The 25,486-nt window shown below is 65.6% G+C and carries 29 protein-coding genes; 10 read left to right on the top strand and 19 right to left on the bottom strand.

Going from position 1 to position 25,486, the window contains the following annotated elements:
* Positions 1-43: 43 nt before the first annotated feature.
* Positions 44-1,105, bottom strand: coding sequence for a PhoH family protein (locus tag OG203_RS37050; protein ID WP_405168125.1), 1,062 nt, complete (start codon positions 1,103-1,105; stop codon positions 44-46).
* A 159-nt stretch (positions 1,106-1,264) separates the two neighbouring features.
* Positions 1,265-2,200: a LysR family transcriptional regulator gene (locus OG203_RS37045; RefSeq protein ID WP_405161850.1), complete on the bottom strand. Its 936-nt coding sequence runs from the start codon at positions 2,198-2,200 to the stop codon at positions 1,265-1,267.
* Positions 2,201-2,341: 141 nt separating this feature from the next.
* Between OG203_RS37045 and OG203_RS37040 the strand changes: the two genes are divergently transcribed.
* On the top strand, positions 2,342-3,577 hold the full coding sequence (locus tag OG203_RS37040) for an MFS transporter (RefSeq protein WP_405161849.1): 1,236 nt from the start codon (positions 2,342-2,344) through the stop codon (positions 3,575-3,577).
* A gap of 115 nt (positions 3,578-3,692) precedes the next feature.
* On the opposite strand, the gene OG203_RS37035 is transcribed toward OG203_RS37040, so the two are convergent.
* The 8 genes from OG203_RS37035 to OG203_RS37000 form a co-directional block, all read right to left on the bottom strand.
* Positions 3,693-4,433 (bottom strand): 16S rRNA (uracil(1498)-N(3))-methyltransferase, encoded by a 741-nt coding sequence (locus OG203_RS37035; RefSeq protein ID WP_405161848.1) that lies wholly within the window; start codon positions 4,431-4,433, stop codon positions 3,693-3,695.
* Entirely contained in the window at positions 4,434-5,588 is a 1,155-nt protein-coding gene (dnaJ, locus tag OG203_RS37030; protein WP_396967509.1) for a molecular chaperone DnaJ, read from the bottom strand. It abuts the gene before it with no gap.
* 141 nt (positions 5,589-5,729) lie between these two features.
* Entirely contained in the window at positions 5,730-6,761 is a 1,032-nt protein-coding gene (hrcA, locus tag OG203_RS37025) for a heat-inducible transcriptional repressor HrcA (RefSeq protein ID WP_405161847.1), read from the bottom strand.
* A 284-nt stretch (positions 6,762-7,045) separates the two neighbouring features.
* On the bottom strand, positions 7,046-7,450 hold the full coding sequence (locus tag OG203_RS37020; RefSeq protein ID WP_405161846.1) for a hypothetical protein: 405 nt from the start codon (positions 7,448-7,450) through the stop codon (positions 7,046-7,048).
* A gap of 170 nt (positions 7,451-7,620) precedes the next feature.
* Positions 7,621-8,799, bottom strand: coding sequence for a DUF3558 family protein (locus OG203_RS37015; RefSeq protein WP_405161845.1), 1,179 nt, complete (start codon positions 8,797-8,799; stop codon positions 7,621-7,623).
* Between the two features lie 131 nt (positions 8,800-8,930).
* Positions 8,931-9,353 carry a DUF4254 domain-containing protein gene (locus OG203_RS37010; RefSeq protein ID WP_405161844.1) on the bottom strand — a complete coding sequence of 141 codons (423 nt, stop codon included), beginning with the start codon at positions 9,351-9,353 and terminating at the stop codon, positions 8,931-8,933.
* Positions 9,350-9,670 carry a hypothetical protein gene (locus tag OG203_RS37005; protein WP_405161843.1) on the bottom strand — a complete coding sequence of 107 codons (321 nt, stop codon included), beginning with the start codon at positions 9,668-9,670 and terminating at the stop codon, positions 9,350-9,352. Before OG203_RS37005 ends, OG203_RS37010 begins: the two co-directional genes overlap by 4 nt.
* Positions 9,667-10,125, bottom strand: a complete 459-nt coding sequence (locus OG203_RS37000) for a DNA-directed RNA polymerase subunit beta (RefSeq protein WP_405161842.1) — start codon at positions 10,123-10,125, stop codon at positions 9,667-9,669. Before OG203_RS37000 ends, OG203_RS37005 begins: the two co-directional genes overlap by 4 nt.
* A 254-nt stretch (positions 10,126-10,379) precedes the next feature.
* Between OG203_RS37000 and OG203_RS36995 the strand changes: the two genes are divergently transcribed.
* The 6 genes from OG203_RS36995 to OG203_RS36970 all read left to right on the top strand — a co-directional run bounded on the left by OG203_RS36995 (position 10,380) and on the right by OG203_RS36970 (position 15,488).
* Complete coding sequence (locus OG203_RS36995; RefSeq protein WP_405161841.1) at positions 10,380-11,261, top strand: helix-turn-helix domain-containing protein; 882 nt, start codon at positions 10,380-10,382, stop codon at positions 11,259-11,261.
* The gene (locus OG203_RS36990; protein WP_405161840.1) at positions 11,258-11,470 is read left to right on the top strand and encodes a DUF397 domain-containing protein; all 213 of its coding nucleotides are present in this window, start codon (positions 11,258-11,260) and stop codon (positions 11,468-11,470) included. The genes OG203_RS36995 and OG203_RS36990 overlap by 4 nt, the downstream gene beginning before the upstream one ends.
* Positions 11,471-11,693: 223 nt before the next feature.
* Entirely contained in the window at positions 11,694-12,275 is a 582-nt protein-coding gene (locus OG203_RS36985) for a DUF3558 domain-containing protein (RefSeq protein ID WP_405161839.1), read from the top strand.
* 40 nt (positions 12,276-12,315) lie between these two features.
* Complete coding sequence (locus tag OG203_RS36980) at positions 12,316-12,792, top strand: hypothetical protein (RefSeq protein WP_405161838.1); 477 nt, start codon at positions 12,316-12,318, stop codon at positions 12,790-12,792.
* Positions 12,789-13,970 (top strand): hypothetical protein, encoded by a 1,182-nt coding sequence (locus OG203_RS36975; protein WP_405161837.1) that lies wholly within the window; start codon positions 12,789-12,791, stop codon positions 13,968-13,970. The genes OG203_RS36980 and OG203_RS36975 overlap by 4 nt, the downstream gene beginning before the upstream one ends.
* A 741-nt stretch (positions 13,971-14,711) precedes the next feature.
* Positions 14,712-15,488: an ESX secretion-associated protein EspG gene (locus tag OG203_RS36970; RefSeq protein ID WP_405161836.1), complete on the top strand. Its 777-nt coding sequence runs from the start codon at positions 14,712-14,714 to the stop codon at positions 15,486-15,488.
* 8 nt (positions 15,489-15,496) lie between these two features.
* On the opposite strand, the gene OG203_RS36965 is transcribed toward OG203_RS36970, so the two are convergent.
* Complete coding sequence (locus tag OG203_RS36965) at positions 15,497-16,210, bottom strand: hypothetical protein (protein ID WP_405161835.1); 714 nt, start codon at positions 16,208-16,210, stop codon at positions 15,497-15,499.
* Between the two features lie 32 nt (positions 16,211-16,242).
* Positions 16,243-16,983 carry a nuclear transport factor 2 family protein gene (locus OG203_RS36960; RefSeq protein WP_405161834.1) on the bottom strand — a complete coding sequence of 247 codons (741 nt, stop codon included), beginning with the start codon at positions 16,981-16,983 and terminating at the stop codon, positions 16,243-16,245.
* A gap of 170 nt (positions 16,984-17,153) precedes the next feature.
* Between OG203_RS36960 and OG203_RS36955 the strand changes: the two genes are divergently transcribed.
* The gene (locus tag OG203_RS36955; RefSeq protein ID WP_405161833.1) at positions 17,154-17,657 is read left to right on the top strand and encodes a MarR family winged helix-turn-helix transcriptional regulator; all 504 of its coding nucleotides are present in this window, start codon (positions 17,154-17,156) and stop codon (positions 17,655-17,657) included.
* A 32-nt stretch (positions 17,658-17,689) separates the two neighbouring features.
* Here OG203_RS36955 and OG203_RS36950 read toward each other — a convergent pair whose 3' ends face one another.
* Together OG203_RS36950 and OG203_RS36945 are read right to left on the bottom strand one after the other, a co-directional pair.
* On the bottom strand, positions 17,690-18,748 hold the full coding sequence (locus OG203_RS36950) for a DMT family transporter (protein ID WP_405161832.1): 1,059 nt from the start codon (positions 18,746-18,748) through the stop codon (positions 17,690-17,692).
* Positions 18,749-18,984: 236 nt separating this feature from the next.
* Complete coding sequence (locus OG203_RS36945; protein ID WP_405161831.1) at positions 18,985-19,278, bottom strand: hypothetical protein; 294 nt, start codon at positions 19,276-19,278, stop codon at positions 18,985-18,987.
* A gap of 328 nt (positions 19,279-19,606) precedes the next feature.
* Here OG203_RS36945 and OG203_RS36940 point away from each other — a divergent pair, with 328 nt between their 5' ends.
* Positions 19,607-20,884 (top strand): helix-turn-helix domain-containing protein, encoded by a 1,278-nt coding sequence (locus OG203_RS36940; RefSeq protein WP_405161830.1) that lies wholly within the window; start codon positions 19,607-19,609, stop codon positions 20,882-20,884.
* Here the strand turns inward: OG203_RS36940 and OG203_RS36935 are convergent.
* The 5 genes from OG203_RS36935 to OG203_RS36915 all read right to left on the bottom strand — a co-directional run bounded on the left by OG203_RS36935 (position 20,871) and on the right by OG203_RS36915 (position 24,948).
* Positions 20,871-21,314, bottom strand: coding sequence for a serine hydrolase (locus OG203_RS36935; RefSeq protein WP_405168124.1), 444 nt, complete (start codon positions 21,312-21,314; stop codon positions 20,871-20,873). The two genes, OG203_RS36940 and OG203_RS36935, sit on opposite strands and share 14 nt — an antisense overlap.
* A 119-nt stretch (positions 21,315-21,433) precedes the next feature.
* Positions 21,434-22,180, bottom strand: a complete 747-nt coding sequence (locus OG203_RS36930; RefSeq protein ID WP_405161829.1) for a histidine phosphatase family protein — start codon at positions 22,178-22,180, stop codon at positions 21,434-21,436.
* Positions 22,181-22,344: 164 nt separating this feature from the next.
* Entirely contained in the window at positions 22,345-23,148 is an 804-nt protein-coding gene (locus OG203_RS36925) for an alpha/beta fold hydrolase (protein ID WP_405161828.1), read from the bottom strand.
* A gap of 15 nt (positions 23,149-23,163) precedes the next feature.
* Complete coding sequence (locus tag OG203_RS36920) at positions 23,164-23,652, bottom strand: hypothetical protein (RefSeq protein ID WP_405161827.1); 489 nt, start codon at positions 23,650-23,652, stop codon at positions 23,164-23,166.
* A 1,086-nt stretch (positions 23,653-24,738) separates the two neighbouring features.
* Complete coding sequence (locus OG203_RS36915) at positions 24,739-24,948, bottom strand: hypothetical protein (RefSeq protein ID WP_107654883.1); 210 nt, start codon at positions 24,946-24,948, stop codon at positions 24,739-24,741.
* Between OG203_RS36915 and OG203_RS36910 the strand changes: the two genes are divergently transcribed.
* Complete coding sequence (locus OG203_RS36910; RefSeq protein ID WP_405161826.1) at positions 24,947-25,195, top strand: hypothetical protein; 249 nt, start codon at positions 24,947-24,949, stop codon at positions 25,193-25,195. The genes OG203_RS36915 and OG203_RS36910 overlap by 2 nt on opposite strands.
* Positions 25,196-25,486: the final 291 nt, after the last annotated feature.

The raw sequence follows: 25,486 nt of genomic DNA, 5'->3' as shown, positions 1-25,486 counted from the left end.
AACGCCGTTGGGTGTCGACCGAATGACCGACATTGTGCGCAACTCAGTGTCGATCGCCTCGACTTGCGGCACGACGCTGCGCCCGGTTGCCCGGATAGTGCGCGCCGACCTGGGGCGCACGCTCCGACTCGGCCCGCTCGTAGGCGTCGACGATGTCGGCGACCAACCGGTGCCGGACCACGTCACTGCTGGTCAGGTACGAGAAGTGGATGTCGTCGATATCGGTGAGGATCTCACTGGCCGCACGCAACCCGGACCGTGCTCCGGTCGGCAGGTCGACCTGGCTGACGTCACCGGTCACCACGATCTTCGAACCGAACCCGAGCCGGGTGAGGAACATCTTCATCTGCTCGGCCGTGGTGTTCTGCGCCTCATCGAGCACGATGAACGAATCGTTCAACGTCCGACCACGCATGTACGCCAGCGGCGCGACCTCGATGACTCCGGCGGCCATCAACTTCGGAATGGCCTCGGGATCCATCATGTCGTGCAGCGCGTCGTAGAGCGGCCGCAGGTACGGATCGATCTTCTCGTTGAGCGTGCCGGGCAGGAAGCCGAGCCGCTCGCCCGCCTCCACCGCGGGGCGGGTGAGGATGATCCGGGTGACCTGCTTGGTCTGCAACGCCTGCACGGCCTTGGCCATCGCCAGATACGTCTTGCCGGTGCCAGCGGGGCCGATGCCGAACACGATGGTGTTGGCGTCGATCGCGTCGACGTAGCGCTTCTGGTTCAGGGTCTTTGGCCGGACGGTCTTGCCGCGCCGGGACAGGATGTCCAGGCTGAGCACCTCGGCCGGGGACTCGGAGGAGCCCTCCGTGAGCATCGAAACGGTGTGCCGCACCGCTTCCGGGGTCACCACTCGGTTCCGGCCGGTGAGCGCGACGAGCTGTTCGATCACTCGCTCGGCGAGGGCGACGTCGGCCGCCTTGCCGGTGAGGGTGACGGAATTGCCGCGGACGTGAATGTCCGCGTCGAGCAACTCTTCGAGTTCACGCAGGTTCTGATCGGCCGAACCGAGGAACGGGAACACGGATTCGGGAGCGAGTTCGATACTGGAACGCACGGTGCGTGCTGCGGGACCCGAGGTGTTGTCGTCAGCGCTGATGCCTGCTGCGGAGGTTGTCGGGTCGCCGATCTCGCCTTGTGTTCTCAAAAGTGGCTATAGCCTGCTTTCCGGTCTCGACGTGCTGCTGTGTTGATGAAAGTTTAACGCGCCCCACCGACACCGCCCAGTGAATAAGCCGCTAACGGGAGGACCGGATGATCAGGGGATTCCCCGGCGCCGCTGCGCCCAATCCTCGGTGAAATCACGAAACCGGCGCGCCGCCCCTGGAGCGGAGGTCTGCGCGGACCACACCAGCCCGACCTCCCGGGTGGCGCCCGCGTCGGCGAGCGGGATCAGCACCGGCCCGGTCAGCCGCACGTCCGCCTTCACACCGGCAACGCGCGGCGAGCTCGCCGGGCCGATGTCCTCCTCCGGCAACACTCCGACGCCTAGACCTGCGGCGACCAGTCCCGCGACGGTGATCAGGTCGCTGGCCTCGAAGGCGATGCGCGGGCGCAGGTCGGCGGCGGCACACAGTTCATCGACGATGCGGCGCATGCCGAAGCCCGGATGCATGGCGATGAAGTCCTCGTCGGCGACCTCGTCGAGGCGCACCTGCCTGCGGCCGGCGAGCCGGTGATCGGCGGGCACGGCCAGCGCGAGCCGTTGCCGAAGCAGGCCACGCCAGCCGATGCCTGCCATGGTCGGGCGCGGCGAGACGATACCCAGATCCGATGTCCCGTCGAGCACATCGGTGGCCACCATTTCGGCGGGCCCCTGGCGAAGCGCGAAAGTGATTCTGGCCGAACCTCGGCGGAATTCGCCGACCAGTTGCGGAACGAGCCAGCCACCGAAGGAATGCAGAAAGGACAGGCGCACAACACCGTTGGCGGGACTGTTCAGATCGTCGATGGACGTGGCGGCGGTATCGAGTTCGGCTCGCGCGCGGCGGGCGTGTTCGTAATAGATGCGGCCGAACTCGTTGAGGATGATGCGTTTGCCACTGCGGTCGAACAGCTCGACGCCGAGCCTGCGCTCCAGCCTGCCGAGCATGCGGGACAGCGTCGGCTGGGCGATGTGCAGGCGTTCGGCGGCCGCGCCGACCCGTTCCAGTTGGGCGAGCGTGGTGAACCATTCGAGGTCTTCGCTCAGCAACGGTGTCCACCTCCTCGGTGATGCGGGTCACAGGCGCGCTAAGGGCGGCCCCGGCTGCCCTGCCTATATGTGCTCAGTGCATGAACTTCACCATTATTATGCATTTCCGTTCGGAAGGGGTGCGGGGCGATCCTGAAAGCCATGACCTCGACGAAGACCCGGCCCGTCGCCGGGGGCCGCACGTCGCACGAGCGCCGGATCACCACCGCGCTGTTCGCGGCGGGCCTGGCCACCTTCGCGACCATGTACAGCGCGCAGGCGTTGCTGCCGAGCCTGTCGGCGGCGTTCGGCGCGACCCCGGCCCATGCGGCGCTCGCGGTTTCGCTGACCACCGCGTTTCTCGCGCTGGCGATCATTCCGGTGAGCGCGCTGTCCTCGCGGATCGGGCGCACGCGGGTGATGACGATTTCCGCGGTCAGTTCGGCGGTGATCGGACTGCTGCTGCCGTTCAGTCCGTCGCTGGAGGTGCTGCTGACCGGGCGGGCGCTACAAGGTCTCACCCTGGCCGGGGTGCCTGCGGTGGCGATGGCCTATCTCGCGGAGGAGGTCGGCACCGCGGGGCTCGGGGCGGCGATGGGTGTGTACATCGCGGGCACCAGCATGGGTGGCCTGGCCGGACGGGTGATTCCGGCGTTCACCCTCGGACTCGGCTCCTGGCGCTGGGCCGAGGCGACCATCTCGGTCGCGGCGGCCGTGTGCACCGTGTGGTTCGTCCGTAGTCTGCCGCCGTCGCGTGGTTTCGTCGCCAGGCCCGCCGGAATCCGCACCGTGCTCGGCGATCTCGCCGTTCAGCTGCGCAACCGCGGGCTGCTCGCGCTGTTCGCGCTCGCGTTGGTTCTGGTCGGCACCTTCGTCTCGCTCTACAACTTCCTCGGCTACCGGCTCACTCAGCCGCCGTTCGAATTGCCCGATGCGGTAGCGGGTTTGGTGTTTCTGCTCTATCTGGCGGGCACCGCGGTCGCGACGGTCGCCGGGCGGCTCGCCGATCGCGTCGGCCGTCATCGCGTGCTCGCGGGCACGGTGGTGCTCATGGGCGTCGGGTTGGCGCTGACCATCCCCGATAACCTGGTGACCCTCATCCTTGGCATGTCCCTGTGCACCGCAGGCTTTTTCGGCGCGCATACGGTGGCGAGCGCCTGGGTCGGTGTCATGGCGTCAGGCAATCGCGGCGCCGCCTCGTCGCTGTACCTGTTCTCGTTCTACGTGGGCAGCGGCGTCATCGGCGGCGCGGCGGGTATCGCCTATACCAAGCACGGCTGGGCGGGACTCGTCGTCTGCGTTGCGGCTCTGCTTGTGGTGGCCTTGATCCTGGTGTCCACCTTGGCGTTCCACACCAAGCGCGAGACCCTCCACACGGCAACGTCACCCAGCATCTAAGCGATCGCGGACTCGCTTGCACCAGTCACGGCCGCAGCCGCACGCTTTCTGACATACGCACGCGTGTCAGTGCGGCGATTCGGGGCGTGGGGGATCAGAAGGCGTGCGGCCGTTACTACCAGCGCGGAGTCAACGCGCCCAGCGCACCCAACGCAACGGCAGCGGCCGTTGACGTACGAAGCACGGTGGGCCCCAACAGGACAACGTCCGCACCCACCTCGGACAGCGCCGCCAGTTCGGAGCCGTCCAGCCCGCCTTCAGGACCCACAATCAGCACAACTTCGGGCGCATCGGCAAACGGCAGCTCGGTGAACCGCCCGGTACCGGATTCGTGCAGGGCGGCGACGATCGCACCGTCCGCCTTGGCCTTTCGGATCAACTCGAGCAGATCGCGAGTCCGATGCAGGTCCGCCACCTCGGGAATGTACGGACGCCGCGATTGGCGAGCGGCCGAGCGTGCGGCAGCACGCCACTTGTCAACGCCCTTGCCCGCCTTACCTTCCCAGTTCGCGATGCAGCGAGCGGCCTGCCACGGAACGATGGCGTCGGCACCAGCCTCGGTCATCAGCTCGACGGCCAGCTCCGAGCGATCCGATTTCGGTAGCGCTTGCACAACCGTCACCCGTGGCGGAACAGGTTGCGCCACAGTGCGATTCAGCACCTTCAGCTCCAACCGGTCCCGTTGCGCCGCAACGACTTCCGATTCGGCGAGCACACCGCGCCCGTCCGACAACGTGATCGGCTCGCCGACCCGGATGCGGCGCACCGTCGCGGCGTGCCTGCCCTCCTGGCCGTCGAGCACGGCGATGGCGCCCGGTTCGGGCACCTCGTCGAGGTAGAAGACCGTCGCGGCCAATTAGCGCCCGCTGAACGAGGCCCGCAGCCTGGCGAACAGGCCGCTGTTGTGCTCGGACTGGGTGGACATGACCTCGGCGCGTTCGCTGGGGCGCATGCCCTTGTACTTGCGCAGCAGCTCGGTCTGCTTGCCGTCCAGCTTGGCGGGGATCACGATGTCCAGGTGTGCGAGCAGGTCGCCGCGCGCGCCGGAGCGCAGCCGAGGCATGCCGTGACCGCGCAGCACCGAGACCTCGCCGGGCTGGGTGCCCGGCGCGATGGTCAGTTCGGTGGGCCCGTCCAGGATGGTGTCGATCACCACGGTGGTGCCGAGCGTGGCGTCGACCATCGGCACCCGGATGGTGCAGTGCAGGTCGTCGCCGTCGCGGACGAACACGTCGTGCGGCTGCTCGACGATCTCCACATACAGATCACCGGCGTGCCCGCCACCCGGACCGACCTCGCCTTGCGCGGCGAGCCGCACCCGCATGCCGTTCGCGACACCGGCGGGGATCGGCGCGGCGATCTCGCGACGCGCGCGCACCCGGCCGTCGCCACCACACTTGTGGCACGGATCGGGAATGGTCTCACCGGCGCCGCGGCAGGTCGGGCAGGGGCGCGAAGTCAGCACCTGGCCGAGGAACGACCGCTGCACCGATTGCACTTCGCCTGCGCCACCGCAGGTTTCGCAGCGCACTGGCTTGGATTTTCCGTTGGTGCCGGCGCCCGTACACACATCGCAGAGGATCGCGGTGTCCACCGTCAGGTGCTTGGTCACGCCGACCGCGCATTCGGCCAGGCTGAGCCGGGTCCGCAGCAGCGAGTCCGCGCCGGGCTGTACCCGTCCGCGTGGCTTGCGTGCGCCACCCGAGGCGTTCATGCCGCCGAAGAAGGCCTCGAACACGTCGCCGAGTCCGCCGAATCCGGCGCCCGAGAATCCGCCGCCGCCACCGCCACCGGACTCCAGCGGGTCACCGCCGAGGTCGACGATGCGCCGCTTCTCCGGATCCGACAGCACCTCGTAGGCGGCGGACACTTCCTTGAACTTGGCCTGCGCCGTCTCATCCGGGTTGATGTCGGGATGGAGTTCCCGCGCCAACTTGCGATAGGCGCGCTTGATCTCCTGGTCGGTCGCGTTCTTCGCGACGCCGAGCAGTCCGTAGTAGTCCCGTGCCACTTGAGTTCTCTAGTCCTTGGTCGTTCTCGACAGTGCCGACGGTGCTTCACCGTTCCAACCGCATGCTGATGGACAGCATTAGTCGGATGCACTCAACTTTATCCGGCCGGAAGTACGAGGGTATCAGCGGCATCGGAGCCGTCAGCGTTCGGCGAGGACCTCGCCGATGTACCTGGCCACGGCCGCGACCGAGGCGATGGTTCCCGGGTAGTCCATTCGGGTGGGGCCGAGCACGCCCATGCCGCCGAGGATCGCGCCGGAGGTGCCGTAGCCGGTCGACACCACCGAGGTGCCGCGCATCTGCTCGACCTGGGTCTCCTCGCCGATGCGCACGGTCACGGTGCCAGGCTGTTGCGCGGCGGCCAGCAGCTTGAGCACGATCACCTGCTCCTCCAGCGCCTCCAGCACGTCACGCAGCGAACCGGGGAAGCCGAAATCGGCCGCGTTGCGGGTCAGATTGGCGGTGCCACCGAGCACGAGCCGTTCCTCGGGATGCTCTACCAGCGTCTCGACCAACACCGTCGATACCCGGATCAACACGTCGCGCAGGCGAAGCGGCGCCCGCTCGGGTAGCTCCGCCACCGCCGCCGAGGCGTGCGCAAGCCGCTTGCCGTCCATCGCGCCGCCGAGCATGCCGCGCAGCGCGGCCAGATCCTCGTCGTCGATCAGCGCGCCGAGTTCCACCAGTCGCTGATCGACCCGGCCAGTGTCGGTGATCACTACGAGCAGCAGCCGCGCCGGATTCAGCGCGACCACCTCGATGTGCCGCACCGTCGACGCGGACACCGACGGGTACTGCACGACCGCGACCTGCCTGGTCAGCTGGGCAAGCAGCCGCACGCCGCGGCGAAGCACGTCGTCGAGATCGACACCGGACTCCAGGAATTCCATGATCGCCCGGCGCTCGGCCCCCGACAGCGGCTTCACCTCTGCGATCCGATCGACGAACTGCCGATAACCCTTGTCGGTGGGGATGCGCCCGGAACTGGTGTGCGGCTGTGTGATGTAGCCCTCAGCCTCCAGCACCGCCATATCGTTACGAACGGTCGCGCTGGAAACACCCAGATTGTGCCGTTCCACCAGGCTCTTCGACCCGATCGGCTCCTTGGTCGCGACGTAGTCCGCGACGATCGCGCGCAGGACCTCGAAGCGCCTGTCATCGGTGCTCGACATCGGCCCCACCTCCTCGCTTCGTCCTCGGGTATGCCGCTTATGGGCCACCCTCTCATCGCACAACACCATGCGAATCCTGGTCCGTCTGCTTAACCAGTCTAATTGCCCATGCACGAATCGCCCCTTTGCCCGCCGGACGGTCGGGCGAACGGGACATGAGTGCGCGGGCGTTGCGCTGGAATCCGATGGAACCGATCGGCGGTTCGCTGCGTCGGATCGAGTGACGGAATCGCTGCGGGACGACCTTGACCGCATCACGCCGCGCCTGGTCGCAGGATGCCACTTCAGCAGTCGGAATCGTCCTCCTCGCAGGTGCCTTGCGGAGCGGCGGGCGTATGGGCACCCGAGGCCGTGTCGCTCGGTGTGCCATCGGCTTTGGTGCCGAGCGGCAGGCCGTAGCAGCGACCGGACACTTCGAGCGTGCTTGCTTTCTTGGTGGCTGTGCCGTTGGTACAGGCGAAGATTGGGCCTTCACCGTCGAGTGCGATGGTGAACGCTGTTTTGAGCTGACCGGTTGGCTGCGCACTGTTGGTGGCGTTGCAGTAAAGGCCAAGGCTCTGGGGCCCTTTGAAGCTCATTTCCTTGCAGATAAACGTCGCGGAAGTGGCAGGGGCCGCGACGGCAACGGTGGTACCGGGCAGGACGAACGCGGCGGCTAACACGAACAGATTGATGGGACGAACGCTCAAGACGAAACCCCTTCACAGGCCGTGCGAGCCCCACTGCCTCATCTCGACGCAGCGGGCCCGCGACTCTGGCCCCGACCGATCGGTCAGAACTACTCCTGTATTCGAGCCAGCCAACGCCACGGATCGGCCCGAACCGAATTCGACGGGATTCCTCTTCGCAGCGACGCCGGTCACGGAATGGCGTGCAGGACCGTCGGGGTGACTTGGGCGGCTTGCACGCAGGCGTCGAACGGGAAGGGCGGCGAGGCGGGGACGAGGTTCACCGAAACCGTCAGCAGGTTGGCGTTATTCGCGGTGGGTGGGTCGGCGCGGCGATAGTTCAGGGTGATCGCGCAGCTGGAGTTCTGCCGGGTGGGATCGGTGGACTGGACCGTCCGCAGCTCGATACCGGTGAGCCCTTCCACGCTCGTGTGGCGCGCGTATTGGATGGACTGTCCGCCGTCCAGGCCGGACGGTAGGCGCAGGACCTCGCCCGTCTTGACCATCTGCTCACTGGTTTGGTCGAAGGAGATCGCGACGGTGGCGCGCTGGGCGTCGCCGGGCTGGATGAGGGATATCGCGCACTGGTATGCCTTGGTCCAGCCGACCGAGGTCATCTGCCAGCCGGGGAACTGCGCGGTGATCTGGGCCGTTGCCGCACAGGGATTGCGCTGCAGCAGCGACCGCCCGCCCTGATCGTCGATGACGTGCGGCGGCAATGCCACAAGGCCGTCGATGGTCGCGGCGAGGTAATCGCTGGTGAACTGGCACGGCTGCGACCACGGGACCGGCGTCTTCGCCGCGTTCGACAACTTGGCGACGCTGAGGAAATGCGCGAAACCGGTGTCCCCGGCCGGAATTCGGTAGTCACAGCTGGATGCGCCTGGCCGGTCGTCGCTGCTCGCGCTGCGGTACACGGTGTGGCCGCTGATCTGTTCGGCCTTGTCGGCCGCTCGCTTGTCCGAGGTGTAGAGCTGGTCGAGTTGCAGGTTGAACGAGTAGTACGCGTCGTCGGGCGCGCTAACGATCAAGCTGCATCCGGTCCAGCCGTCACCGCGGTCCATGCCGGGGCTGCGGTCGAAGCGCTGGAATACGCCGAGCCGCTCGGCGAATTCGCGATTCAACAGCGCGCACGGGTCGGTCGCGCGGATCCGGGTCATGAGGTCGGCCGTGCCGGGCGCGATGGCCGCCATATCTTCCGAAGCCGGCGTCCCTACCTGCGCTTTCGCCGCTCTCGGTGCCGTGGATTCGACGGTGGCCCGCACGGTCGCGTCTTTGGATATGGTGCCGCATCCGGACAGCGCGATAACGGCCGTGGCTATCGCTACCACGGCCGCCCAGCGCCGACTGCCGCCCACGATCAACGGCAACTCCCTCGGCTTATCGAACGATCCACGGCAGGTTAACCCAATAACGGGTCCTCCCCTATAGGTTCTCGAATACCCGGTGAATCGTGACCCAATCCAGGCCCGAATCCATGTCGCGGGAACAAAACTCATGATCAGCACCCGGTGGGGAGTCGGCGGCGGCCGGTGGACAGTTCGTCGACGAGATCCTCGTACCCGACGGCCAATTCGGCGAGGCGTTCCCAGGCGAACCAGAGCTCCCAGTCCGACTCGTCGGACAGTGCCGCGTAGGCACAGACGGTGAGGTAAGCGAGGCGGTCGAGGATCGCGCCGACGGTTTCGGTGTGCAGGTAGGCGCCGCCGTGCGCGACGGGGAGGTCCGCGGCGACCCAGCGGTCGATGGCGCGGACCTCACGAACGCGGTATTCGTCTATCTCCCGGGCGGTTTCGCGAGCGACCAACCTGCGCTCGTGCAGGGTGGTCAGCTCGCGAGCGGCACGCAACAACGGATGGTCGGTGTCCACGTCACCACGACAGGCTTGCAGCACTTGGCTTCTCGTCGGCAACAAGTCAGTCACCCGGCCCACATCGTGTGGCGGCGCGCGCTTTCCATGCGGCCACGTACGAGATCGCTGGCTGACTTATGCGCGGGCCGCGAAACTATGCGCGCGGTGCGTCCGCGGGGCTGCGGGACGGTCACCGGGTGCGGCTCGCGGACGTGCAGGTTTCGGCGAGGTGGCCAGATATCGCTATCGGGTGCCGCCAGGGCTGTCGCAGTTGACTTCTCGGCGGCGGCACAGTTCTCACCAGCTCCGCTCAATGAGGTTGGCGCGGCAAGCGGCGCGGACTGGTAGGCGATGGGCTTGCGGCGGTTGACTTCTCGGCGGGTGCTCATCGGATCGGCCTCCTGGTGCAGGCACGGAGGTAGTCGATGATTACCGCGCCGGAGGGGCGAAAGGTGTCACGTGGCGGGACGATCCAAGTGCGGGAGGGGGTTTGGGAGTCGGCGGGAGACGGGAGGGCGATCTCGCCGCCGAACGGGACGATGGCGACGTCGAGGTGGAACAGTTCGGTGCAGAGCTGGACACTTTCGGGGACATCGGGTCTGCACAGGAAAGTCCAACGGCGGGAACGGATGTGGGCCACGATGGGCCCGAGTGGGCAGCCGCGGAACAGCATGTCGTCACGGACCCGCTGACCGAGCCGGGCGGGCATGGTGATCGCACCGACTAGTCCGGCTTTGACAACGATGCGGCCCGCCTCCGGGTGGATTCCGGCGGGTAGGCCGCAGGTGCGGCGGTAATAGGCACAGCGGGAAATAGGGGTATCCGTGAACGCTGGGTCGTTCATATCTAACCTCGACTCACCTCGATCGGACGCTTGGTGCGCCCGATCCGAGTGGACCTGAACCCGCTCTCGCAGATAGGGTTTCAAGACTTCGATGACACGGACCGGGGCGCGGATTCAGTAGAGCACCGGAAATGATCGGCGGGAACGTTCCCAGTAGCGGAACCAGGGGAAAAGTCGCAAGGTTCCAAGGATTCCCGTCCATGCGGTTCCAGTTGCATACCTGGCCAATAGTGAGGCTACGAAAGGGAATTGCCGTGACCCCCACCGGATCGACCATCCCGCGACGCATGCTGGCCCGTCAGCTGCGCGAACTCAGGGAGAAATCGTGCGTCAGCGCGGAAATCGCCCGCCAGGCGATAGGCGTTGGCAAGCAGACGCTATGGCGGATGGAAACCGGGCAACCCGTCCGGTTGAATCCGTTGTTCATCGAGCGGCTGTGCGCGCTGTACGGTGCGCGCGACGACGTGACGCGGATGCTGCTCGGATTGGCGGAGGAGTCGCATCGCACCGGGTGGTGGCATGCGTATGGGGATGCCATTCCGAAGCATTTCGATTTGTTTGTCGGGTTGGAAGAGGCTGCTAAGAGGATTGTTTCGTATCAGACAATGCTGATTCCCGGCCTGCTGCAGACCGATGAATATCGGCGCGCGATGACCTGGGTGATGTCACCCACGATGCCAACAGCTGAAGTTGAACGACGAATCGAACTGTTCACTCGACGGAAGGCTCGGGTAACCACGGAAAGCAACCCACTGATTGTCGACGCCATCGTGGACGAAGCGATGCTCCACCGTGCTATCGGCGGTCCGGCTGTCATGGCGGATCAGCTGAATCACCTTGTGAGAGTGGACAAGCTCCCGAACGTCTCAGTGCGAGTGGTCCCACTCAGCGCCGAGGCGTACGGCGGGCTCCGGTTCGGGCCGTTCGTCATGCTCGAATTCCCTAGGCATCCAACAGCACATCTCACCGAACCTCCTGTCATCTACATGCAGGGCTTCACGGGGGCGCTGTACCTTGAGAAGACCGAAGAGGTGCAGCAGTATCAACTGGCGTATGCCGACCTGCAACGCTCGGCATTGGATGAGACTCGCAGTCGCGCTCTCATCCGCAAGATCGCGAAGGAGTACGCGACGTGAACAGAGATCTGCCCAACGCTGCCTGGTTCAAGAGTAGTCACAGCAGCCCGGATCAAGACTGCGTAGAGGTCGCATTCCTCGATGAGAACACGGTCGGTGTTCGCGATTCGAAGAACCCAACCGGACCAGCGCTCGCCTTCAGTCCTGGCGAATGGGACGCCTTCACGGCAGGCGTCGCCGGTGGAAAGCTCGACCGCTCGCACGCCTGAATCAGGAACCTGAGCCGTACGCTCGGAACCTTGCTCACGTGAGGTTCCGGGCTCATACCTCCTAAGCCACTCCCTACCGGGTGCGAAGGAATCCGCTCGACCCGTTGCGACTCGCTTGCACGCAGGTAGAGCCATCGGTAGCGTCAGCATGAGCTGACGAGGGGGCGGAGAAGCCGGTCCAGCCCCTGGGCAATCGATAAAGCACCGGTGAGCGAAGGATCCGATGTCGAGCAGGTCGATCTCGTGGCAGCTGACCACCCTCGCTCTTGGTGCCGTGTTCCTGCTAGGGGGGTGCGGGCCTGACAACGATGGGAACGGCAAACCCACCGGAAGCACGAACGCCCCGTCTACATCAAAATCAGGTCTCGCCGCAGACGTCCCCGCCGGATTCAACGCTTGCAATGACATCCCCCAGGCCGTACTCGACTCCGAGAAACTTCTGGACAAGACGCCGAACGACTCCAATGCCAATGGTGGCATCAAGTGGCGCGGATGCCTGTGGGCTCAGACAGACGGATATGCGGCGAGCATCCAAACAACGAACATCACCCTCGACATGGTCCGGGAGAAGAAGTTTCCGGACAGTCAGGAATTCACCATAGGCAGTCGGCGCGCGGTCTCCACACGACAAATCGATGATCACCCAGAGGCAGCATGCACGGTGAACGTGGAGATGAAGGGCGGCAGCCTCGAGTTCAACCTCACCAATCCCGCGTCGAGCAAGATCACGGGTCACCTCAACACGTGCGACTTAGCGCGCGAATTGGCCGAGAAGGTTGCACCGACGATGCCCGCGACTGCGTAACCACACTCTGAAGGACTGCATTCATCGGGAGGGATGGAACATGGGTGACGACACGACACCGCCTCGGCCAATGGCGAACTTGCTCAGTGCGGTGCGGGAGGGGCAGGCGACGGTAGAGATGAAGCCTGAAGACTTCGTCTACATAGACCGCGACTGCGAATACTTCAAGCGCTTGATCCGGCGGGTCCAGGGCATCGCCGAGCAAGTCTCGCGACAAGAGAGCTGGGGCCTTGGCGAGAAGACTACGAAAATGGTGTCAGGGAAGACCGTGGTCGACCGTTTCAAACAAAAGGCCAAACAAGCGGGCGACGGCAACGATGTCTACGCAATCCTGGACCAGCACTACAAGATCGTCGAAGATCTCCAGGAAGTCCATAAGACGGCGCGAGAGCGAATGATGCAGGCGGACAGCAACTTTGCTGCTGAATTCACTCGATTGAACGATACGCTCCCCGAACGACCACCTGCTCAGCTCCCAGCTGGCCCGTACATCCTCCCCGACAGGACCGCCCGATGACCGGATACGAACCCCCGCGAATTCCCGGCGGCGGCGAGCATGCCGCCAGCTGGGGTCACGCGGAAATCAAGGACGCCTTCGAGCCGCTCGATACCACCAACGCGATCGACCAGGCCGAAAAATACTGGCAGATGCACCAACTCTGGGAGCAAGGCGTATCGACGTTCGCCCGCTCGATCCAGACCTCGATCTCCCAAGCGTGGTCCGGCCCAGCCGCCAAGGATTCCAAGGATTCGATCCAGGCCTACGCGACCGATGCGCACACGCTGACGCCCGCTTTGGCCGAACTACACAGCAGAGTCCGCGATGCCGCGACAGCAATCGTCAACACCAAGAAGGCGATTCCCGATACGGTCGAGACATCGATCCGCTCCCGGGTATTCCACCCGAGCCGCTGGAATATACAGAATGTGCAGAACGAAGAGGCGGAGAAGGCTCGGGTCGCGATGTACGAGCATTATGTGCAGCCGTTCGGCCAGATAGACGGCAAGATCCCGGTCCTGCCAACGCCGACGAGCCCAACCAAGGCTGTCGACATCACACCTCCGCCCGGTGGCTACACGAACGACGGTAGCAACAACGGCGGTCAGCCAAACGGGCCCAAATCGACTGATACCAACCAGAATTCGAAGAACCCCACCGTCCCGGGCGACAAGGACGGCGACGGCAAACCCGACGACTCGACCACCAAGGACGACCAGTCGAAGTCCGACCAAACCACGCCGAGCTCGACAACTCCGAGCAGCACCCAAACCAACCCGGCGAGCACCACCCCGACGACAAACCCGAACTCCCCCACCTCAACGGACCCGACGAAGACCGTGCCATCGAGCACCACCCCGACCGGCACCGGCCTCCCCCACTCCCCCGGCAGCCCAGGCAGCCCTGGCTCACCGAATTCGAGAACCCCCCAACCGGGCCGCAGCATCCCCGGCACCCCCACCACCCCCGGCACCACCTCCAACCCCGCCGCCGCAGCAGCCGCAGCCGCCCGTGGCGCAACCGGAACCCCAGGCATGGGCGGCATGGGCTCGGGCGCCCGAGGCGGCAAATCCGAGGACGACGCCGAACACAAAATCCCCGACTACCTGATCACCCAGGAAAACACCGACGAGCTCCTCGGCGAACTCCCAAAAACCATCCCCGGCGGCGTAATCGGCGGCGACCTCCCCACCTAACCCCCCATGCACCCACCCCAAGCAACCCCCCGAAACCAACCCCCGCCTCCCACCACCCCCATATCCCACTCGCCAACCCCAACATCGCCGGAGCACCCCGAACGGGACACAGTGGCGGCAAAACCCGCACTCCTCCGCCACCACGTCCCACTCGCCGCAGCAACCACGCGGCGGACTGGACCGACGCGCCCGGGACGTCACCGGGCAACCACTCACAACCCGAGCCCGCTCCGGCCCATCGAACGGGACGTGGTGGCGGCAAAACCCCCATTCCTCCGCCACCACGTCCCAGTCGCCGCAGCAGCCACGCGGCGGGCTGGACCGACGCGCCCTGGGCGTCACCGGGCGGCCACTCGCAACTCGAGGCCGATGCGGCCCATCGAACGGGACGTGGTGGCGGTGAAACCCGCATTTTGCCGCCACCATGTCCCACTCGCTGTAGCGACCACGCGGCGGGCAGGATCGATGCGCCCCGGGGCGTCGTTAGGCGGCCGCTCGCGACTCGAGTTCGCCGGACCATCGAGCAGGACATCGCGGCGGCGATACCCGCATTTCACCGCCACCATGTCACACTCGCCGCCCGAACCGGCGGTGCTCGACGGGCTGGAACGACGCGGATGACAGGATGCGTGTGGGAGTGCTGTGGCGGGAGCGGCGGCGGAGAGGGTATTGCGGGGGCTGGAAGGGGCCGCTCGCACGGGGCATGTATCGAATGTACGACAGGGAGAAGATCGGATCGGCATGACTGAATGGACTTGGGAACCAGACGATTTCGCGGCCCTCTGGTACTCCGATGCCCATGACCGGTTTCCCGGCCCCCTGCGCTACACCAGCCGCTTCGCTCTGCGCGACGAGTTCGCCGCACACCGCCGAGCCGTCCACGATCGCTACAGCGCCGACGAGCTGGAGGAGATCCAGCTGGCGCTGCACACCCTCGGCACCTCCGATATGCGGATCGAAATCCTCGGCGGCACAAGCAAACACAAGAACAGCACCGGCGACGACGACCTGCGCGAATACCGAATCCTCGGTGCGCGCAACCCGTATCGCGCCGTCACCCTCATGCAGGGCGGCACCGCCACCGACCACGGACCGATCCGCGTCCGCATGTTCCGCCCGGAAAGCCTGCCCGCCCGCATAGTCCAGGCCATCCCCTCCTGCACCCCGGGCACTGCGGCCCCCGCGACCTTCCACCCCGACGATATCGCCCCGCGCCGCAACGGCTACTTCGAAGACGTCGCCCGCCAAACCCCCCGCGAGCAATACCAACGCCTCCTCGGCCGCCCCACCGACGGAGGCGGCTCCGCCGTTCTCGTCGCCGCCCCACTGCACACCCTCGCCGAACCATGGAACGTCCTCCAATGGCACGACATCACCAACGACGGCCGCTACACCGAAATCCGCGGCCCCCACATCACCGTCCGCCCCACCACCCCCGCCGACCTGACCACCCACTTCACCACCTGGCTGGACCGAGCCCAACAACGCCTAGCAGACGCCGACCCCGACCCCTGGTAGCCCGTTGATCATGAATGCGACCCCGCGTAGGTGACAGGGATTCGATGTATGACGTCCCAGTGTTCGACGATCTTGTCACCCGCCACGCGATACAGGTCGTAGAAGACGATGGGTGTATCCCCGCGTAGGGCTTCGGACATGGTCAGGACGAACTCACCCTCGGCCACGGTGTAGCGCAGTAGTGGGTCGCGCAGGGGTATCCCGGCCGCGCCGAGGGCGGCGTGCAGGGCCTCGATACCGTCGGCGATATCGGGATTGTGCTGGGCGAAGCGCTCATCGATGAATTCGGCGATGCGTTCCAGCTTCCCGCCGAAGACGACGTTCTGCAGGAAGCGGACGACGATCGCGCGGCTCACCTCGGTCTGTTCGGGGACGATGACCTCGGTCGGTCCGTCGAATTGGGTTCGACCGCTGCGGGTGACGTAGACGACGGGTTGCCGCACGGTCCAGTGCTCGGCGAGCTTGCCAGCCGCGATCCGGAACACGTCGAAGGCCACCACGAAGCCGGTGGTGCCGACGCACCGGTAGACGCCGTGCAGCGCGACCATCTCCTCGTCGGCGATCACCCGCGCGAGTCGATAGTCGAGGATGTCGGGTTGTCGATTCAGTACAAAGCGCAGCTCACCCGCGCTGTTGTCGCCGGTCCAGCGGTCCGCGCCGGGCTCGGCGTCCACGAACATCTCCTGGATCGCCTGCAGGGCGATGTCCTTGTTACCACTCACCGATTGCTCCCTTCGATCGATGCGACCTGCGCTCAGAACAGCCCGTTGCCGTGGGCGGAGGTGGGCGGGACCTTGCCGACGACGTCCCAGTGCTCGACGATCTTGTCGCCTTCGACACGGAACAGGTCGTAGGCGAGGATGCGCTCGCCGTCCTTGACGTATTCGCCCATGGTCAGCGCGAACTCCCCCTCGGCCAGCGCGAAGTGCGGGTCCTGCACCATCCCCCCGTCCTCGATGGCGGCGCGCAGCCCGTCGATCCCGTCGTCTCGAAACGGGTTGTGCTCCGCATACCGCTCGGAGCTGACGAATTCGGGCAGCCGCTCGACCTGCCTGCCCATCAGCACGGTCTCGACGAACCCGATGACGATCTTGCGGGTCGCCTCGGTCCGTTCCGGCGCGGTGACCCGAATCCGCCCGTCGACCTGGGTGCGGCCGCCGACGGTCCAGTCGACGACGGGTTGCAGCGCGTCCCAGTGCTCGGCGAGCTTGCCCTCCTCGAGCCGAAAGACGTCGAAGGCGACCAGCGAACCGAAGCGCGTGTCCCGGTAGACGCCGTGCAGCGCGACCATGTCCCCGTCGGCGATCACCCGCGCGAGCTGGTAGCCGAACCCGTCGGGCTGCGTGGCGAGGAACTGACGCAGGCCGTCGGGGCCGTCCGCGACCCACGGATTGTGCTGGCGGTAGTCGGTGCTGGTCCAGCGGTCGACCGCGTCAGGAAGCTTGTGCACGAACAGATCTCGCGTCGCCTGCACAACGATGTCCTTGCTGCTCATTTCGTTGCTCCGATCGGTCTGCGTGCGGAACACGGCGAAGCCCAGCGGCCGTCAACAGTTAAAGCATTAACCATGAATTCGGCCAAGTAAATGTCACCGACGCCACATTGCGGAAGGACGTATCTTTGATTAACGAATTACCCTGGCAATCGGTCGCTAGACTCGGCACCATGGACGAACCGCGCGCGTTGACCGCCGATGAGCGGCCGATGTTGACCACCGACGAGCGGCAGATATGGAAGAAGCTCGCCATCCTGATGTTCCAGGTGCCTGCGGCAGTGGAAACCCAGCTACAGCAGAACGCGGGCATGAGCCACTTCGAGTACGCCGCACTCCACCTGCTCGCCCAGGCCCCCGGCCATAAACTCCAGGTCAGCGCCCTGGCTGACGCGGCACGTGCCTCCCGCCCCCGCGTCTCGCAAGGCATGACCCGACTGGAAAGGCGCGGGTGGGTGCGCCGCCAGCCGAGCCCGCACGACTCCCGCGCCACCTTGATCGTGCTCACCGACGCGGGCCGCGCCCAGCTCGCCGAGGCCACTCCCGGCTATCACGAGACGGTCCGGGCCTTAGTACTCAGCGGCCTCGACAACACCGACGTCCAACACCTCGAAGCCGTCTGTGACCTGCTGCTCAGCAACCTAGAGACCTACCAGGCCGTCACCGGTCCGGCCTGAAACACCCTGTCACGCAAGCGAGCTGACCTATCTCAGCTGGCCGCGGACTGCTGACCTTTCGCCGGGTCATTCACCCATGCTCCGATCCACGAATGGCTCGCTGCCAGTTCCTCTTCGCGTTGTGAGCGCGGTTCCTCTCGGTCATCCGACAAATACATGCGGAGAACGGGAGACGATTGTTCGACGGTGGATAGCGCGAACTCCGGTTGCGGCAGGATAGGAGCTGGCACCGGGTCTTCGGGCACACCATCGGCCGGTGCGCCGCGCCCATCGAGCAGGTTGAGCGCAAGCGCGCACAGCACAATAACTGTGCCGCCTGCGATTCCACTCCAGGTCGGCACCTGTCCGAAGAAGAGTAGCCCGAACAGCAGCCCCCAAACGCATTCGACGGTAAGCATATTACCGCTGAGCACCGGGTCGACTCGTTCGAACGAATAGTTGATGAGGAAGACGTTCAGCACGCTGAGCACTCCGGCGAGACCGACTGCGCCCCAAAGCATTACCGCTGACACGTGCGACGCGACATGCGGCAGACCATCGCCTTGCACAACGGAAGTCAACACCACTCCCACCGCGCCGACACCGAGGGTAAGCGCGGTGAGCTCGTGATTGTTCAAAGTGCCGTCGTGCCAATCCCGGCCGAGATAACTCAGCGACATTGCCACCACGGCGACTAGCGCGAGCAGGTTGCCATAGTTCAACGAACTCGTCGCGCTGCCACTGAATCCCGACAGGATCGCGACACCGACGCCGGAGCCACCGACGAAGATGATCCGGACTGCGGAGACGCGCACGCTGCGAAACAGCATCCCGAGCGCGGAGACCAGCGGTAGGGCGGCGATGAACGAAATATCGCTCACCGCCGTCATTCCCGCGGCCTTCGAGAACAATGTGGTGCCGACTACGTACAGCAGGACGGTACGTCCCACGATCACGCACCATTCCCGCGCCCGGATCCGCAGCACTGTTCGCCAGCGGATCCATCGACTGAATACGACAATCGCGATGAAGAACGCCAGACCGGAGCGCAGATAGACCTGCTGGGCGGGGGTGAAACCGCCACCGAGATAGCGTGACAACACCGTGAGCATCGCGAAAGACGCGGTTAACAGAACCAGCGCTCCGATACCGCGCAGGTCAGTTGAATGTCTGCTTAGTACGATCGCGGACCCGTTGATGTCGCTCACATTACCGATATGACCGACACCCGGTTCCGTACTCCCGGGTATTTTTTACATGACTTGACGCAGCTACAACGGTATGGGGCTAAACGAACCCCGCTGCGGCGTCACGCGCCCGTACGTGCCTCAGTTACTGCGGCATTCGACTAGGCGGGACCCCCTATGACAGGACGAATCTGGAGACGTCGCCGATCGGTACGGCAGCGGCAGCGCCGCCCTCGGGCCAGCCAACCGGCCAGTACCCACGCGACGGCCAATACCGTCACGGCCATCGTGTTCATGGCGGAGGCGCAGGTCACGAAGGTGGCCAGAGCGGTCACCGCAGTCGCGATAGGCGTCATTACGTACACCAACTTTTGGGCGAATGACACATGGTCATCCTCGTCGGTGGTGTACTCCGGGTTTTCCAGGACCCTCCCGACGATGACGATTCTTTTCATGCCCCTAGGGTGCCGCTGACCGGCCAACCCGGCCAGGGATTGCCCCGCCCTTGCACGCCTGGCGCGCAGAACCGCTCGTTTATGGACGTGGGACCAGGTCAGGGATACCGTCGGAAGCGCGGACGACGTACATCCTTACGCGTGTCCGACTACCGGAGCAGCAGGGATCTGGGGAGATGTGTCGTGAGGGAGCTTCAGCGAGCGAACCGAAGATACGCCATCGAGCACGACGTAGCCGTGAACCATCAGGGCGGGGTCGTGTACAAGCCAACCGACCATACAGTGCGCGTTCGCGCATTGCAGAGCTGAGCGTCGACGAGGTGGGTCGATGAACGCACAGCACAGCATTGCGTGTGGAAGACGAGTCGTACGTGAATACGAGGCCGCGGGCGGGTCGACGTGGGAACAGGTCCACGCGGTCCGATCGCACTGCGGCGTCTCGTTGCTACGTGCTCATCGCATCGCACACGGATTCACTTTGGTCGATGTGGCGCATCGGTTGCAGGAGATCGTCAGTACGGACGGGTCGTCGTGCCGCGGGTTGTCGCATCAGAGCGTGTCCCGGTGGGAGACCGGACTGGACATGCCGTCGTATCAGTTCCTCGACGCGCTGTGCCGGTTGTATCGAACCCGGCCGGACCGGCTAGGTTTCGGCCACGACTACACCGACGACGGCGTCCCACCGGTCGCCGTGCCGAGCCGCCTGGTCGTCACGCCCGCGTCGCAGGTGGGCTCCACCGCGCGAGATACCGTGCGCGCGTTGGAAGAAGGGCTCGAACTCAGCGGCTATCTCGTATATGTCCTGCCCCCTTCGGAATACATTCCGGCGCGGATGCGGGACCTGGCGCAGGTCCAGCAGGTGAAGCTCGCCGACCATTCGGCGGATCTGCATCGGCGACTACACCGCATCGAGGCGATTCTGGCTGGCCTCATCGCGTTTCGGCTCAACGATGTCGCCGATCTGCACGACACCTTCATGTGGTTCGCCAAAGCGCGCCGCGCCGCCAGGCAGGCCGGAGACCCGTCGCTGGAGGCCTGGCTCGCCGGGCACATGGCGCACACCCACGAGTGCTATCGGCACGCCCTCGATCAGGGTTTGACGGCGGCCCGTTCGGCGCAGGCGGCCAGCGGCCGTGGTCCGACGGCGGCGGGTGTGTTCGGGCTGCTCGCCGAGGCGGGAATCCAGGCCAGGATCGGGCGGCGCCGGGATGCCGTCGACGCGGTCACCGCGGCGGAACGGATGTTCGCCGCGCTACCCGACACGGCCACCACCGACGACAACCTCGGCACCTCGGAATACATTCTGCGCTGGCATCAATCGCATGCGCTGAGTTCGATCGGCGACTGGCGGGCGGCCGAGGCCATCCGCGGTCGCATGCTCGAATTGCCGATGGCCGAGAAGGATCAGGTCGGGCGTGCGCTGCTCGATCTCGACATGGCCACGTTATGGACCCGGCAGGGAGAACTGGACCATGCGCGCGAACAGATCCGGCAGGTGTGGCAGTCGTTGCCGCCGGAGCTGCGGGTGGGGCAGGTCCGGCGCAACGTCTCGCAACTTGTGGTCGGGTTGCCACAGGCCATGCGGGACAACATCATCGAGCGGTGATCCCGCCGGTTCGGTGGAAGAGTCGGCCCGCGAGGTCGGCGCCGGTGATGTGGCCGTGGTCGTCGCGGAGGAACCAGCCGATGCCGATGGCGTCGCCGAGAGTGCTGCCACGCAACGCGATTGTCGGTTGTCGCATCTGGTTGATGACCGCGGCGGGCAGTATGTCGGTGCGGCCGTCGCCGAGATGGAAACGGGCCCAACGGAGTTGGTCGGCGACCGAGGAAGCGAGGCCGCCGCCGGGGTTGTTGGCGCGGGTGTCCTTCCATGGCCGGGCGACCGCGAGTGTGCCGTCCTCGCCCGGGTTGTGCCCTTCGGCGAAGGGGCGGGCCATGATGTCGTCGGGCAGAAAGTGGCTGTCGGACAGGCCGAGTGGTTCGAGACCCAGTGTGGCGACGGCCTTTTCATAGGTCAGGCCGGTGACTTTCTCGATGAGCCGAACTCGGTGGCTGTCTTCTCGATGAATTCGGCCAGTTGTGCCATGGGGTGCCCCTTGCGGATTCGGTGGATCGTCTGATGTGTATGACGATGCCGAGGGCCGCTGATACGGATTCAGTGCTGCGGCAGGTGGGTGCGCTGGTCGTAGGCCAGCAGGTGATAGCCGTTGGCGGTGCGTTGCCAGCTGGTGATCGATCCGTTGCCTGCCAGACCGGCTTCGGCGAGTGCCAGAACCGCTGTGTCGGTGAGGTTTTCGAGGAGTTGGCGCAGGAACAGGACTATCGCGTCGTGCGCAACGATCAGCACGCGATGGTGCCGCTGATCGGTTTCGAGATCGGCAACGACACCGCGCAGTCGGTCGGCGACGTCCCGGAACGACTCTCCGTCAGGTGGCCGGTAGCCGAGCGGGTCGGCGGCTTCCTGCACGAGTTCCTCGGGAAAGCGTTCGCGCACGGTAGACGGCGGCATATGGCTGAGTTTGCCCCGATGCCGGTCATAGAGCCGCTGATCGATGTGGTGGCACGGTAGCTCGCGCTCCGCCGCACGCAATTCCTGTTCGATAAGTTGCCACGTCTGCGCGGCTCGCAGATATGGCGAACACAACACCAGGTCAGGTACCTGATCCGAGTCGAGCGAAGCGAACCACCGCCCGACGGCAATCGCCTGCCGCTCCCCTAAATCGGTCAGCCCGATAGCCATATCGTCGGAATCGATAGCCGTATCCGTGGCGAAAGCTACATTCGCGGTGCTCTGCCCATGCCGAACCGCATACAACAGATCGACCGATCCAGAGTTCTCCGAATGCGCGCAGGTAGTCTCGAATCCACCTTGCCCCCAAGCATTTCCATCACCGAATGTCACACCATCCCCCTTCGTGATCACACCAGCTTATGCGCCAACCCTGACCGCCGAGCGCAGCGGCGTACGCCGACGTGATCGAGCGGCCGCACACTTCTTGATTTCCCGCACCTGGAATTGGATGCGATTCCCAGGTGCAGGAAATCAAGAGGTGTGCGCCACGTGGGTCAGCGCGGGACGGCCGCCTCGACTACCGCGGTGACCTCGGCGGGGTGGGAGACCAGTGATGCGTGCGAGGAGTTCACCTCACTGGTGTGCGCGCCCATGCGGTTGGCCATAAAGCGTTGGGAGGCAGGGGGAATCACTCGGTCGGCGGCCGAAACGAGGTACCAGCTCGGGGTGCTGGACCAAGAGGGAGCGCCGGAGGGTTCGAGGTTGGCCGCGATCGCGATGGAGTGCTGGTGGGCGATCATGTCGGCGGCGGTGGCGGGGCTGACGTCCTGGGCGAACACGGCATTGAAACTATCGGGCGCGACGAAACCGTCGAGGTTCTTGCCCGCGATGCCGGTGGGGTCGTCGACGATGCCGAGTTGCAGGACGGGCGGCAGGAGTTGGCTGCCTGGGAAGCGAATCGGGTCGAGCAGCAGTTGCGCGGGCTCACCCTGCACGGGGGCGAAAGCCGCGATGTAGACCAGGGATTCGACCTTCGGGTCGTGCACGTTGCTGATCACCGCGCCGCCATACGAATGGCCGACCAGCACAACGGGTCCGGAGATGGTGTCGAGGGTGCGTTGGATGGCGGCCGCGTCGTAGGCCGGACCGCGCAGCGGATTGTCCGGTGTCACAACGCGATAGCCGTCCCCGCGCAGCGCGGCGGCGACGCCGTTCCAGCTGGTGGCGTCGGCGAACGCGCCGTGCACAAGCACGATGGTCGGCAGCGGCGCGGCATTGGCGGGAATGGCCGCCAACGTCGTCGCGGCCGTGATCGCCACCGCCGCAACCGCCGCCCGCAGAGTGCGAGAGATGTTCATTGTTGTCCTGTCGGGTCAGGCTTCGCAGCCGTCGATTCGCGAGAAAGTCCAGCAGGTCGTCGTTGAACACTGCTCGAACTCGCCGTGCAGGCCATGCGATGCGTCAGCGTAGCCCGTCAACCGCGCTTTCGGCGACCATCGCCCCACCCCGACAACCGCCCCGTTCTCGTCATCGTCCCACCCGCAACCACCACCGTGATCGACCCGGATATCGCGCGCAACACGGATCGATGCACCACCTTCGCCAGCAGCAGTCACAGCCACAGCAAGCCGCTGCGTAAAGACCCGATGGCCGCGCACAACAGCCAGCAATACCGCGCGCGTGCTGCGAATCGACGCGCAGCGTACTGCGGCTAGGACAGTTCCGCTGAGCGCCGGGTCGAAGCTGCTGCGCATTCGTCGGTCAGGCCAACCGGGGCCCTGGTCATCCGAGCGACCGCGCAGTAGTAAACGGCCTTCGGCCTGACCCGCTGCGATCGGGACGATCTCGTCATCACCTCGCACGACCACACCGGGCTATCAACGAATCGCAGGTCCTCCATGAAATCGAGTCGTGGAGAGAACACGGCCATGCAATCGCAGGCGGGCCCTGCCCGATCGGGCGCGCGGTCGGCCACTAGTCGGACCGGCCGCACAGTAGAAAGCGGCCTTCGGCCAGAGCGATCGGGACGATCTCGTCGTCGCCGCGCACAGACTGACTCGCCGCGCACGAAACAACCAGCAATATCGCGCGCGTGATGCGAATCCGTGCGCAGCGCGCTTCGGCTAGGACAGTTCCGGCGCCGGGGGGAACTGCTGCGCATTCATACGTCAGGCCAACCCGGGCCCTGGCCATCCGGCAGCCGCGCAGTCATAAGCGGCCTTCGGCCCGAGCGGCGATCGGGGCTCACCGCGCACGACCAACACCGCGATCTCAACGGATCGCAGGTCCTCGATGAAACCGGGTCGTGGGGAGAACACGGCCGTGCAATGCCGGCGGGCCCGAGGACGCCCCGGGCGCGCGTCGGTCAGGCGTGCCGCGAGACCGCTACGGCGAATGGGACATAGTGGCGGCGAAATGTCGGTTTCACCGCCGTGATGTCCCATTCGATGGTCCGGGCAGACTCGAGTTGCGAGTGGCCGCCCTGCCCCGATCGGGCACGCGGTCGGCCACTAGTCGGACCGGCCACGCAGTAATAGGCAGTAGTAAGCAGCCTTCGGCCTGACCGGCTGCGACCGGGACCACCGCGCACGACCACACCGGGCTATCAACAGAGCGCAGGTCCTCGATGAAATCGAGTCGTGGGGAGAACGCCGCCGTGCAATTGCAGGCGGCCCCCGCCCGTGTCGATGTCTCAGCCCGGGGCGGATCGCCCGCGCGCACAACGTGTTGGTGCGGCGGGTGTGCCGGGCCTGTGCGGCGGGGTCGAGCAGTCACTCATCCGGAGGGCCGGGCCGACAGGTCGGGACAGCAGACACCGCACGATCGCAATGATCGCGCGGCGCTGGGGGTTTCGTGACCCGTCGTATTTGCCCGGCGTCTCCGCGCCGCATACGGGCTTTTCCCCGAAAGTGGCGACGGGTGGCGGTCGCCGACGGGGAAGTTTTTAACTAGTCGCAGACCCTGGCTTGCTTGCCAGCGAGTGCGTCCAAACCGAGCATCGCCAATAGGGACTGGCAATCGTCGGCATTTTGTGAATAGCTGGCAACGGTGCGTGCGGCCACCGCGCTCTGTCGCGCAGTTTCGGCCTTTTCGTTTGCCCGCGCCTCGGCGAATTCGCCCGGTTCGTGGATGAGGGTGATGTGTCGTGCCGGGGACATGAATCTCCTTGGGGTTGATCGAAGCCTACAAGGCGCGCTCGCTCAGCGACAGCTGAACCAACCCGGCAGTTCGCTGAAGGCGGTCGGTTGGGCGGTGGACGGCGGGCATCCCGGCGGGCGGCAGGGGCGAGTCGACCGGGCACAGTTGCGGCACTCGCCCGGTGGTGGGGCGGTTGCGGACGCCCCGGAGGAGCCGAGCCCACTTGACGCCGATCGGATCGCGGTGATCACCGGCGTGGCCTGCTGACGAGAGGCGGTGACTAGGCGGGTGCGCGGTGAGCGTTGCGTCACATGATCGCGCTGACGAGCCGCACGGCACTCCCCCACGATCAACCCGGACGATCCCGACCGCGGTAGCGAAGACCTCGGCGTTGACCCTGGTTGGCACTCTTGAACAGCTCCCACCGGCCGGCCGTTTCGCTCAGCTGGCCCCGGCCGACCACCTCGCTCAGTCGGTCAGCAACTGGCTCACCTCGCTGTCGGCTGCCTCGACCGAAAGTCTGACCACCGGACTACGACGCCGTAGTCACGAACATCG

It is taken from the genome of Nocardia sp. NBC_01499, from assembly GCF_045040275.1.
In the GTDB taxonomy this organism is placed as follows: Bacteria; Actinomycetota; Actinomycetes; order Mycobacteriales; family Mycobacteriaceae; genus Nocardia.
The sequence above is the reverse complement of the archived record's forward strand: the minus strand, read 5'-3'. Positions and strand labels throughout refer to the sequence as shown.

Bases quoted from the DNA above. Each gene is read 5' to 3' on its own strand.
- OG203_RS36940 (WP_405161830.1), top strand. From the start codon at position 19,607: ATGAACGCACAGCACAGCATTGCGTGTGGAAGACGAGTCGTACGTGAA.
- OG203_RS37040 (WP_405161849.1), top strand. From the start codon at position 2,342: ATGACCTCGACGAAGACCCGGCCCGTCGCCGGGGGCCGCACGTCGCAC.
- OG203_RS36985 (WP_405161839.1), top strand. From the start codon at position 11,694: ATGTCGAGCAGGTCGATCTCGTGGCAGCTGACCACCCTCGCTCTTGGT.
- hrcA (WP_405161847.1), bottom strand. From the start codon at position 6,761: ATGTCGAGCACCGATGACAGGCGCTTCGAGGTCCTGCGCGCGATCGTC.
- OG203_RS37000 (WP_405161842.1), bottom strand. From the start codon at position 10,125: ATGAACGACCCAGCGTTCACGGATACCCCTATTTCCCGCTGTGCCTAT.
- OG203_RS36950 (WP_405161832.1), bottom strand. From the start codon at position 18,748: ATGCTCACGGTGTTGTCACGCTATCTCGGTGGCGGTTTCACCCCCGCC.
- OG203_RS36960 (WP_405161834.1), bottom strand. From the start codon at position 16,983: ATGAGCAGCAAGGACATCGTTGTGCAGGCGACGCGAGATCTGTTCGTG.
- OG203_RS36945 (WP_405161831.1), bottom strand. From the start codon at position 19,278: ATGAAAAGAATCGTCATCGTCGGGAGGGTCCTGGAAAACCCGGAGTAC.
- OG203_RS36915 (WP_107654883.1), bottom strand. From the start codon at position 24,948: ATGTCCCCGGCACGACACATCACCCTCATCCACGAACCGGGCGAATTC.
- OG203_RS36980 (WP_405161838.1), top strand. From the start codon at position 12,316: ATGGGTGACGACACGACACCGCCTCGGCCAATGGCGAACTTGCTCAGT.
- OG203_RS36925 (WP_405161828.1), bottom strand. From the start codon at position 23,148: ATGAACATCTCTCGCACTCTGCGGGCGGCGGTTGCGGCGGTGGCGATC.
- OG203_RS36975 (WP_405161837.1), top strand. From the start codon at position 12,789: ATGACCGGATACGAACCCCCGCGAATTCCCGGCGGCGGCGAGCATGCC.
- OG203_RS36970 (WP_405161836.1), top strand. From the start codon at position 14,712: ATGACTGAATGGACTTGGGAACCAGACGATTTCGCGGCCCTCTGGTAC.
- OG203_RS36955 (WP_405161833.1), top strand. From the start codon at position 17,154: ATGGACGAACCGCGCGCGTTGACCGCCGATGAGCGGCCGATGTTGACC.
- OG203_RS36910 (WP_405161826.1), top strand. From the start codon at position 24,947: ATGAATCTCCTTGGGGTTGATCGAAGCCTACAAGGCGCGCTCGCTCAG.
- OG203_RS37005 (WP_405161843.1), bottom strand. From the start codon at position 9,670: ATGAGCACCCGCCGAGAAGTCAACCGCCGCAAGCCCATCGCCTACCAG.